This is a genomic window from Streptomyces vulcanius (genome assembly GCF_042653945.1).
Taxonomy (GTDB): Bacteria; Actinomycetota; Actinomycetes; order Streptomycetales; family Streptomycetaceae; genus Streptomyces; species Streptomyces mangrovi.
In genome coordinates this window covers 322,945-331,770 of sequence record NZ_JBHSFK010000007.1, presented here as the reverse complement: position 1 = coordinate 331,770, position 8,826 = coordinate 322,945, and the positions used below count along the sequence as shown (strand labels likewise).

Below are 8,826 nucleotides of genomic sequence, written 5' to 3'. Positions count from 1 at the left end.
GGGTTCCCCAGGGGCGAGACCGGGAGCGGGAGCGGAAGGCCGGGGCGGGGAAGCGGCGCGCCGTCAGCAGGACTCCGAAGGCTCCCCGGCGGGGGGCCGGGACGGGGAAGCGGCGCGCTGCGGGCGGGGTGGTGGGGGCTCGGCGGTGGGGGTTCGGGGCGGGGAAGCGGCGCGCCGTCAGCAGGACTCCGAAGGCTCCCCGGCGGGGGGCCGGGGCGGGGAAGCGGCGCGCTGCGGGCGGGGTGGTGGGGGCTCGGCGGTGGGGGTTCGGGTTGGGGATGTGGTTGGTGGGGTTGTGGTGGAGGTGGGGCGTCGTCATGTCTCCGTGAGCCTGGACGGGTCTCCCGGAGGGCCCTTCGGGGTGGTCGGGTTCCTCGACCTGCCCTGGGGGCGGAGGGGAAGGGAGGAGATCCGGGCCGGGGAGCGGATCAGCGGCCTCGTCCTGGCCGTCGAGCCGGACCCGGAGCGCGTTCTGCTGTCCATGGCCGCCACGGCCGACCCCGGGCTCTGGGGTTTCCTCGACGGTCTCCGCCGCGGTGAGGTCCTCGCCGGGACGGTCGCGTCGATCGAGAGCTTCGGCGTGTTCGTCGCCCTGGACGACGGTCCGGCCCACCCTGTCTTCCCCGGCGTCGGCTTCATCACTTTCCCCGAACTGTCCTGGCGGTACTTCGAGGACGCCTCGGACGTCGTACGGGTCGGGCAACGGGTGTCGTGCGAGTTCCTGTCGAACGGGGAGGCACGGCTGTCCCTGCGGGCGACGTTGCCGGATCCCTTCCGGGCGTTCGCGGAGGGGACCGAGATCGGCACGGTGCTGCCCGGCCGGGTGACCAAGGTGGTCCCCTTCGGCTTCTTCGTCCTGGTCGCCGACGGCGTCCAAGGGCTGGTTCCGCAGGCGGACGCCGGTGCGGATGTGGAGGCCGGCGACGAGATCACCGTCGTCGTCACGGGCATCGAAAGGGAAGGGCGCAGGGTGACCTTCGCCCGGGCATGACGCTACTCTCGTCGTGACCTTATCTCTGACTGAGTCAGAGATCGTGGGGATGGGATGGGAGTCGGGCATGACAGTCCAGGAGTTCCGCGCCTTCAACCGCTTCTACACGAACGTCATCGGCGCCCTCGACTACGCACGCCACCTCTATGCCCCCTACAGCCTCACCGAGTCCCGCGTCCTGTACGAACTCGCGCACGCGCCCCGCACGGACGCGGCCGATCTGCGGGCCGCGCTCTCGCTGGACTCGGGCTATCTGACCCGGATCCTCAACCGGTTCGAGCAGGACGGGCTGGTCGAGCGGACGCCGTCGGAGGAGGACTCGCGGCGGCGCCGGGTCGTCCTCACCGCGCGCGGCCGGGACGCCGCGGGGTTGCTCGACGAGCGGGCGCAGGAGAGCACCGGGGAACTGCTGGGGAGCGTCGCGCCCGCCGACCGGGCACGGCTCGCGGAGGCCATGCGAACCATTCGCGGCCTGCTGAACGACCGGGTGAATCCGACCGACCCGAGCGACCGGAGCGACCGGACCGGCCCGAGCGTCCGGACCGGCCCAGCCCATCCGGCCGACCCGAGCGACCCAACCGACCCGAGCGACCAGACCGACCCGAGTGGCCAGGCCGACCGGAGCGCCCCGCGCCACCAACCGCCGACGCCCGGCGATGTCGTGCTGCGTGGGCCGGAGCCCGGGGACCTCGGGTGGATCGTGCAGCGCAACGCCGCGCTCTACACGGCCGAGTACGGGTTCGACGCCACGTACGAGACGCTGGTCGCCCGGATCGTCGCCGACTTCGCCGAGGACCACGATCCGCGTCGCGAGCGGGTGTGGATCGCCGAGCTGGACGGGCGGCCGGCCGGCTGCGTGATGTGCGTACGGGACGAGGCGCCCGGCACCGCCCGGCTGCGGCTGCTGCTCGTCGAGCCGGACGCCCGCGGGTTCCGTATCGGGGACCGGCTGGTCGGCGCGGTCGTCGACTTCGCGCGCGAGACCGGCTACGACGACCTCGTCCTGTGGACCAACGACATCCTGGCCACCGCCCGCCACATCTATCAGCGGCACGGATTCGTCCGCACCGCCGAGCGGCCCCACCACTCCTTCGGCAAGGACCTGGTGGGCCAGGACTGGCGTCTGGATCTGCGGCGACCGGGGTCCGGCGAGTAGGGTCCGAGGCATGAAGCTCGCCTTCTCCACACTCGGTGTCCCCGGGCTGTCGGTACCGGAGGTACTGGCACTCGCGTCCGCGCACGGCTACCACGGAGTCGAACTGCGCGCCCATCCGGAGGAGCCGGTCCATCCCGGCATCGGACCGGACGAGCGGGCCGCCGTCGCCGCCGCGTTCAAGGCCGCGGGCGTCGAGGTGCTCGGGATCGCCGGGTACGCGCGCGTCGCGGCTCCCGGGGACGACGCGGCGGTCGTGGAGGAGGTCAGAACGCTGATCGACCTCGCCGTGGACCTCGGGGCGCCGTACGTCCGCGTCTTCCCGGGCGGGGCGGACGGACAGACGGACGCCGACGCCGTCGCCGCGCGCAGGCTCGGCACGGCCGCGGAGTACGCCGCCGACCGCGACGTACGCGTCCTGCTGGAGACCCACGACTCGCACCGCACCGGTGCCGCCGCCATCCGGATCCTCGGCCCGGTCGGTCATCGGCAGGTCGGCGCCCTGTGGGACGTCATGCACACCTGGCTGGGCGGCGAGCAGCCGCAGGAGACGTTCGCGGCGCTGTCCCCGTACCTCGGATACGTCCAGGTCAAGGACATCGCGTCGGCCGAGGACACCACCCCGGTGGCGCTGGGCGCCGGGGTGCTGCCGCTCGCCGAGTGCGTGGAGGTGCTGTCCCGGCACGGCTGGGACGGCTGGCTGTGCTGGGAGTACGAGAAGCGCTGGTACGAGGCGGCGGCACCGCTGCCGGGTCTCCTCGACCGCGGGCGCCGGCACCTGGGACGGCTCCTCAACGACTCGGCCTGAGCCGGACCGGACCCTCAGGTGACGGCGGCCGCGACCACCAGAGCCGCCCAGACGGCGGCCACCGCGGCGGCCCGGAGCAGGATCACCCGGTCCACGAGTGCGCGCAGCCGCTGCTCCCGGTGGGGCGCCGGGAGGCGGCGCAGGGCCCAGGTGACGACGAGCGATGCCCCCGTGGTGTACGCGAGCAGGAAGAAGGGGCGGGCGCTGGGGTAGTCGGGGTCCCAGGGCTCGCGGGCCGTGTTCTCCAGGTCGAGGAGCACGGCGAGGGCGTACCAGACGAGCGCGCTGCCGCCCGTGAGGACGCTCTCCAGGCCGGCGGACAGTATCTGTCCGCGCCACAGCCGTTCCAGGTACGTTCCCATCCCCGCCGGAGCGGGGTTCACGAAGCCGTACCCGGCAGGTATCCCGCCACCCGCTTCTCCAGCCGGGCCGCGCACGACGGCCACTCGTCCGCCGTGATCGAGAACATCGCGGAGTCGCGCAGACGGCTCTCCTCGCCGGGGGCCCAGGAACGGGACCAGCTGCGCAGGACGCCCTCGAAACGGGCCCCCACGCTCTCTATGGCGGCGCGGGAACGGCTGTTGCGGGCATCCGTCTTCAGGTCGACCCGGGACACGCCCCACTCCTCGAAGGCGTGCCGGAAGAGGAGAAGCTTGGCCTCCGCGTTCACGCCGGTGCCCTGGGCCGAGGCGGCGAGCCAGGTGTAGCCGATCTCGACGGCGTCCAGCCGGTCCTCGTCGAGCCAGGAGCGCGGGTCCAAGTACGAGGTGACGCCGACCGCCCGCCCCGACGCCAGGGACACCTGCGCGTAGGGCGCGAGCCGGCCGGCCGCCGCGTGGCCGAGCTGGGTGTCCAGGTAGGCGTCGAACTCGTCGGCCCTGGGCACCCAGGTGAAGGTGTACGTCCCCCGGTTCTCCTCCGCCGCCACCGCCAGTTCGGCCGCGTGCCGCCGCTCCAGCGGCTCCAGGCGCACCAGCGCGCCCTCCAGAACCGGCCCCCGCAATAGGAAACTCACCCGACGATGTCCTTCCGCAGTTCGACGAACGCCTCGTGGAAACCGGGGAAAGTCTTGCGGACGCAGCCGGGGTCGTCGAACGAGATTCCGAGCGTGCGCAGGCCGGTCACCGCGAAGGACATCACGATGCGGTGGTCGCCGTAGGTCTTGATGTCCGCCGCCTCGGGCGTGCCGGGCCGGATCTCGATCCAGTCGGGACCCGTGGTGACCTCAACGCCCAGCCGCCGGAGGTTCTCCGCGCAGGCGTCCAGCCGGTCGCACTCCTTCACGCGCGTGTTCGCGACGTTCTCGATGCGTACGGGCCCGGAGGCGAAGGGGGCGATGGCGGCCAGGGTCGGCATGGTGTCGGAGATGTCCCGCATGTCGACGGTGAGGCCGTGGAGTTCGCCGGTGCCCGTCACCGTCGTACGGTCCGCCGCGATGTCCACCCTCGCGCCCATCCGCCGCAGTACGTCCACGAAGCCCAGGTCGCCCTGGAGCGCGCCCCGGCCGAGCCCCGGCACGGTGACCTCGCCGCCGGTGACGGCCGCCGCGGCGAAGAAGTAGCTCGCGGTGGAGGCGTCGGGTTCGATCGGGTACGTCGTCGCCCGGTAGCCGCCCGGCGGGACGACGTACGTGTTTCCCTCGCGGCCCACCTCGACCCCGAACGCCCGCATCATCGCGATCGTGATCTCCACATAGGGCGCCGAGACCAGGTCGGTGACCGTGATGCGCAGGCCGGTGCGGGTGAGGGGGCCGAGCAGGAGGAGGGCGGTGAGGTACTGGGAGGACTGGCCCGCGTCCAGCGTCACCTCGCCGCCGTCGACGCCGTGCGCGGTGACGGTCAGCGGGTGGTGGCCCTCCGCCTGCTCGTGCCGCAGGTCCACGCCCAGGTCGCGCAGGGCGCGGGTGAGCGGGAGCAGGGGGCGGCGGCGCATCTGCGGGGAGGCGTCGAAGCGGTAGGTGCCGTGGCCGGCGGCGGCGAGGGTGGGCAGGAAGCGGGAGGTGGTGGCGCCGTCCCGGCAGTAGACGTCGGCCTCGGTGACGGCGGGACCCTCCGGGCGCCCGTCCACCTGCCAGGCGTCCGGGGTCCGCCCGACCCGGTACCCAAGCCGTACCAGTCCCTCGGCGAAGCCCTCGGTGTCGTCGGAACGCAGCGGCCGCTGAAGGGTGGTGACCCCGTCGGCCGCCGCGGCGAGGAACAGGGCGCGGGCGGTGATGGACTTGGAACCGGGAATGTCGACGAGGGCCATGCCCCTCATGATCTCGCGCCGGACCTGCCGGATGCGGGCAAGTCCACAAAATGGACGGGGACGGGCGGGTTACGGGACGGGGGTGGGGGTGGGCGCCGCCGGTTCCGGAGTGGCGAGCCGCGAGGTGCGCGCGGGCGCCAACGAGGTGAGCGCCACCCCGCCCACCAGCAACGCCGCCGCGCACCAGCGCAGGCCGCTGATCGACTCGCCCAGGAACAGGGCGGCGGAGGACATGCCGAAGACGGGGACGAGGAGGGAGAAGGGGGCCACGGTCGACGCCGGGTGGCGGCGCAGCAGCCAGCCCCACGCCCCGAAGCCGAAGACCGTGGTGACCCAGGCGACGTAGACGACCGTGCCCGCGCCCTGCCAGTCGAGATCCCGGAGGGCTTCCAGGTCCCTCGACGGACCCTCCGTGAGGAGCGAGAGGCCGAGGAGCGGCAGCACCGGGACCGTACTCACCCACACCATGAAGTTCAGGGAGTCGGGCGGGGACGCCTTGCGGGTGAGGACGTTGGAGACGCCCCAGCAGGCCGCCGCGGCGATGACCAGGGCGAAGGCGCCGAGCGGCCCGGAGGTGCCCTCGTCCACGGCCGCGACACCTATCCCGGCGAGGGCGACGGCCATGCCCGCAAGGCGGAGCCGGGTGGGCCGCTCGCCGAGTACGGCGAAGGCGACAACGGCGGTGAACACGGACTGGATCTGCAGGACGAGGGAGGACAGCCCGGCCGGCATCCCCGCGTCCATCCCGACGAACAGCAGCCCGAACTTCGCCACCCCCAGCACCAGCCCCACCCCCACGATCCACTTCCACGCCACCTTGGGGCGGCCCACGAGGAAGACGGCGGGCAGGGCGGCGGTGAGGAACCGCAGGGCGGAGAAGAGCAGCGGCGGGAAGTGGTCGAGGCCGATCTCGATGACGGTGAAGTTGACACCCCAGACGGCGGCGACGAGGACGGCCAGGGCGAGGTGAGCGGGTCGCATGCGTCGAGGATCACCGCGACGGACCATGTAGCACCAGCGATGATTCCTGCATGGTTGGATGAAGCGAAGCTACTTCTTTGGAGTTCCCGTGCTCGATCTCCAGCGTCTGCGCGCCCTGCACGCCGTCTCCGTCCACGGCACGGTCGGGGCGGCCGCGGCCGCGCTCGGTTACACCCCGTCCGCGGTCTCCCAGCAGCTCGCCAAGCTGGAACGGGAGACGAGGACCGTGCTCCTGGAGCGCGAGGGCCGGGGCGTCCGCCTCACCGACGAGGCGCTCCAACTCGTGGCCACCGCGAAGGAGTTGCTGGCGATCGTCGAGCGGGCGGAGACCGAGCTGGAGGAGCGGCGCGGAGTTCCGTCGGGCCGTCTGACGATCGCCGCGTTCCCGTCCGCGGCGCGCGGGCTGCTGCCCTCCGCCCTCGCCGAACTGGCCCGCGCCCACCCCGCCCTGGACGCCCGTCTCAGCGAGATCGACCCTCACCTCTCCGTCGACCTGGTCGCGAAGGGCGCGGTGGACATCGCCGTGGCCCACGACTGGGACATCGCCCCGCTCCCCGCCCCGGCGGGCGTGGAGCACGCGGTGATCGGCGACGACGCGTGCGACCTGCTGGTCCCGGCCGGCCACCCCTTCGCGGGCCGTACGGCGGTCCGGCGGGAGGAGCTGGGCGACGAACGGTGGATCTGCCAGCCCCCCGGCCGCGTCTGCCACGACTGGCTGCTCCGCACCCTGCGCGGCGCGGGCCACGAGCCGGACGTCGTCCACACCGCCGACGAGAACCCGACCCTGGTCGCCCTGGTCGCGGCCGGCCTGGGCGTCGCCCTGATCCCCCGCCTGGGCCGCGGCCCCCTCCCCGCGGGGGTGGCGGAGGTACCGCTCGACCCGATCCCCGTCCGCCGCCTGTACGCCCTGTGGCGCGAGGGCGCGGCCCGCCGCCCGGCGATCGCGGAGACGGTACGGGTCCTGCGGGAGTGCTGGCCGAGGGTCTCGGGCCGGCCCGGGCAGGTTCGAGACGAGACTGCCTAGTCGTCAGCGGAGCGTGCACGCCCGCGTCGCCGCAGCGGCGCCGTCGCCCACATCGTCAGCCCGACGAGGGAAACGATCAGTTCCGGAAGCTCGCGCCTGTCCACCGATGCGGCGCGCAACGGAGTGGCGACCCAGACGAAACCGCCTAGTCGAAGAGATCGTCGGCGACGGCGGCGTGCACGGCCCGCTCGGACCAGACGGTGAGCTGGCCGAGGTCTGTGCATGCCTCGACGCGAGCGCGGACGTGGTCGGGGATGTCGATGCCGCGCCAGCGGAGGATGTTGAGGGTCATCTCGACACGATCGCGCAAACGCCCCTCCTCACGCCCTTCTTCGCGTACCTGCTGGGCCAGCGGGTGCCGCCAGAAGTACTGGATCGCCGTCATGAGGTCCCTCCACATCTGCTGTGCCTGAGGCTCTGCCAGGCATGAGTCGACGAACTGCACGAGCACCGCGGCGGTGTCCGCGTCGATGGTCCGCAGGGCGGCTGCCAGCGGTTCCAGTATGCCCACGGACTCCATTCACGACCGTGATCCACGAGGCGGGTGTACGTGGGCGGAGTGGTCCCCAAGCTGGACACGGTTGTCCGCGACGGACCACACGGCACGACTCTCATCGACTCCGAAGCCCAACTGGGCCGCTTTCGAACGCTCTTTCATAGAATGGAAACGGCGTCACTCGACCCTGAGCGCACGCGCGACTTCATCCACCGCTTGGCGAAGGAACAGTGAGGGGCCCGATGAACGCTCCCGGAAACTGGCAGAAGTCCTCCTTCTCCGGCAGCGGAGACGGCAACGCCTGCCTCGAACTGGCCTGCTCAACCCCCACCACCCTCCACCTCCGAGAATCCGAAACCCCCACCACCGTCCTCACCACCACCCCCGCCGCAGCCGCGCACCTCCTGGCCGGCATACGCGCGCACCTCAGCGCTCCACGCCCCAGCGGCGTGCGATCTCCTTGAGGCGTTCCAGTTCGCGGCTCGCCGCGGTCGCGTGGGCGAGGTCGAGGGCCATTCCGGCGCGGGCGGTGATGTAGCGGACGTCCTGGCGGGTGGCCTCGTCCAGCCCGGGGGCAGCCTGGATGCGGCGGTTCGTGACGCTCAGGAAGATCGCGATGTGGTCGAGACGGTCCCGCAGGCCCAGTGAGAGCACCTGCCGCAGTGTGTCCTTGGCGTAGTCGCGCGCCTGCCCGTCGGCCTCACAGGGGCGTGGCAGACAGGGAGCCCAGCGAAGGCCGGCTTCCCGGGCTTCGTCATACATGTCCGCGATCAAGGCGCGTGCCCTTTCGGAATCGCCTTCGGCTGCCGCCGCGCCGGCCCGCTCCAGGAAGGAGCGCAGTCGGACACGGATCTCGGGGTCCTCACCCGTCCGGGCGTCCAGATAGCCGGACCACACATCGAAGGCCTTGTTCAACTCGGCTTCCAGCATGACCTCGTACGCGTCCGGCACTCCGCCGCCTCTCCCGTCGGGCCGTCCCGACGTGGACGGCAGCGGTACACGATAGGACGGCCGCTCGGCGCACGGCCCGCGATTTACGCCGGGCTCGCACGCCCCTCAGCCGCACTCCCGTACCGTCTTCGGGCCCGAGGGAACCCGTCCCGGCCCCCACCCGTCCAACCCCAAA

General features: G+C 72.5%; 11 protein-coding genes and 2 pseudogenes. 6 read left to right on the top strand and 7 right to left on the bottom strand.

Going from position 1 to position 8,826, the window contains the following annotated elements; all coding sequences use genetic code 11:
- Positions 1 to 319, bottom strand: a pseudogene (locus ACFPIH_RS13790) (hypothetical protein); the annotation flags it as partial.
- A gap of 6 nt (positions 320 to 325) precedes the next feature.
- Here ACFPIH_RS13790 and ACFPIH_RS13785 point away from each other — a divergent pair.
- From ACFPIH_RS13785 to ACFPIH_RS13775, 3 genes are all read left to right on the top strand, one after another.
- A complete protein-coding gene (locus ACFPIH_RS13785) occupies positions 326 to 991 on the top strand; it encodes a S1 RNA-binding domain-containing protein (RefSeq protein ID WP_381170520.1) in 666 nt (221 codons plus the stop codon).
- A gap of 67 nt (positions 992 to 1,058) precedes the next feature.
- A complete protein-coding gene (locus ACFPIH_RS13780; RefSeq protein ID WP_381170518.1) occupies positions 1,059 to 2,147 on the top strand; it encodes a bifunctional helix-turn-helix transcriptional regulator/GNAT family N-acetyltransferase in 1,089 nt (362 codons plus the stop codon).
- Positions 2,148 to 2,157: 10 nt separating this feature from the next.
- Positions 2,158 to 2,952 (top strand): sugar phosphate isomerase/epimerase family protein, encoded by a 795-nt coding sequence (locus ACFPIH_RS13775; RefSeq protein WP_381170516.1) that lies wholly within the window; start codon positions 2,158 to 2,160, stop codon positions 2,950 to 2,952.
- Positions 2,953 to 2,966: 14 nt separating this feature from the next.
- Here ACFPIH_RS13775 and ACFPIH_RS13770 read toward each other — a convergent pair whose 3' ends face one another.
- The 4 genes from ACFPIH_RS13770 to ACFPIH_RS13755 form a co-directional block, all read right to left on the bottom strand.
- Positions 2,967 to 3,335, bottom strand: coding sequence for a hypothetical protein (locus ACFPIH_RS13770; RefSeq protein WP_381170514.1), 369 nt, complete (start codon positions 3,333 to 3,335; stop codon positions 2,967 to 2,969).
- Positions 3,332 to 3,967: a GNAT family N-acetyltransferase gene (locus ACFPIH_RS13765; RefSeq protein WP_381170512.1), complete on the bottom strand. Its 636-nt coding sequence runs from the start codon at positions 3,965 to 3,967 to the stop codon at positions 3,332 to 3,334. Before ACFPIH_RS13765 ends, ACFPIH_RS13770 begins: the two co-directional genes overlap by 4 nt.
- Positions 3,964 to 5,199 (bottom strand): 3-phosphoshikimate 1-carboxyvinyltransferase, encoded by a 1,236-nt coding sequence (gene aroA / locus ACFPIH_RS13760; RefSeq protein ID WP_381170510.1) that lies wholly within the window; start codon positions 5,197 to 5,199, stop codon positions 3,964 to 3,966. Before aroA ends, ACFPIH_RS13765 begins: the two co-directional genes overlap by 4 nt.
- A 69-nt stretch (positions 5,200 to 5,268) precedes the next feature.
- The gene (locus tag ACFPIH_RS13755) at positions 5,269 to 6,180 is read right to left on the bottom strand and encodes an EamA family transporter (RefSeq protein ID WP_381170508.1); all 912 of its coding nucleotides are present in this window, start codon (positions 6,178 to 6,180) and stop codon (positions 5,269 to 5,271) included.
- Between the two features lie 88 nt (positions 6,181 to 6,268).
- On the opposite strand from ACFPIH_RS13755, the gene ACFPIH_RS13750 reads away from it, so the two are divergent.
- The gene (locus ACFPIH_RS13750; RefSeq protein ID WP_381170506.1) at positions 6,269 to 7,204 is read left to right on the top strand and encodes a LysR family transcriptional regulator; all 936 of its coding nucleotides are present in this window, start codon (positions 6,269 to 6,271) and stop codon (positions 7,202 to 7,204) included.
- Positions 7,205 to 7,349: 145 nt separating this feature from the next.
- Here ACFPIH_RS13750 and ACFPIH_RS13745 read toward each other — a convergent pair whose 3' ends face one another.
- The gene (locus ACFPIH_RS13745; protein WP_381170504.1) at positions 7,350 to 7,715 is read right to left on the bottom strand and encodes a hypothetical protein; all 366 of its coding nucleotides are present in this window, start codon (positions 7,713 to 7,715) and stop codon (positions 7,350 to 7,352) included.
- 33 nt (positions 7,716 to 7,748) lie between these two features.
- On the opposite strand from ACFPIH_RS13745, the pseudogene ACFPIH_RS13740 reads away from it, so the two are divergent.
- Together ACFPIH_RS13740 and ACFPIH_RS13735 are read left to right on the top strand one after the other, a co-directional pair.
- Positions 7,749 to 7,934: pseudogene (locus ACFPIH_RS13740) on the top strand (Scr1 family TA system antitoxin-like transcriptional regulator); the annotation flags it as partial.
- Positions 7,935 to 7,942: 8 nt separating this feature from the next.
- The gene (locus tag ACFPIH_RS13735) at positions 7,943 to 8,164 is read left to right on the top strand and encodes a DUF397 domain-containing protein (RefSeq protein WP_381170502.1); all 222 of its coding nucleotides are present in this window, start codon (positions 7,943 to 7,945) and stop codon (positions 8,162 to 8,164) included.
- On the opposite strand, the gene ACFPIH_RS13730 is transcribed toward ACFPIH_RS13735, so the two are convergent.
- Positions 8,127 to 8,651: a hypothetical protein gene (locus ACFPIH_RS13730; protein WP_381170500.1), complete on the bottom strand. Its 525-nt coding sequence runs from the start codon at positions 8,649 to 8,651 to the stop codon at positions 8,127 to 8,129. The two genes, ACFPIH_RS13735 and ACFPIH_RS13730, sit on opposite strands and share 38 nt — an antisense overlap.
- Positions 8,652 to 8,826 lie beyond the last annotated feature (175 nt).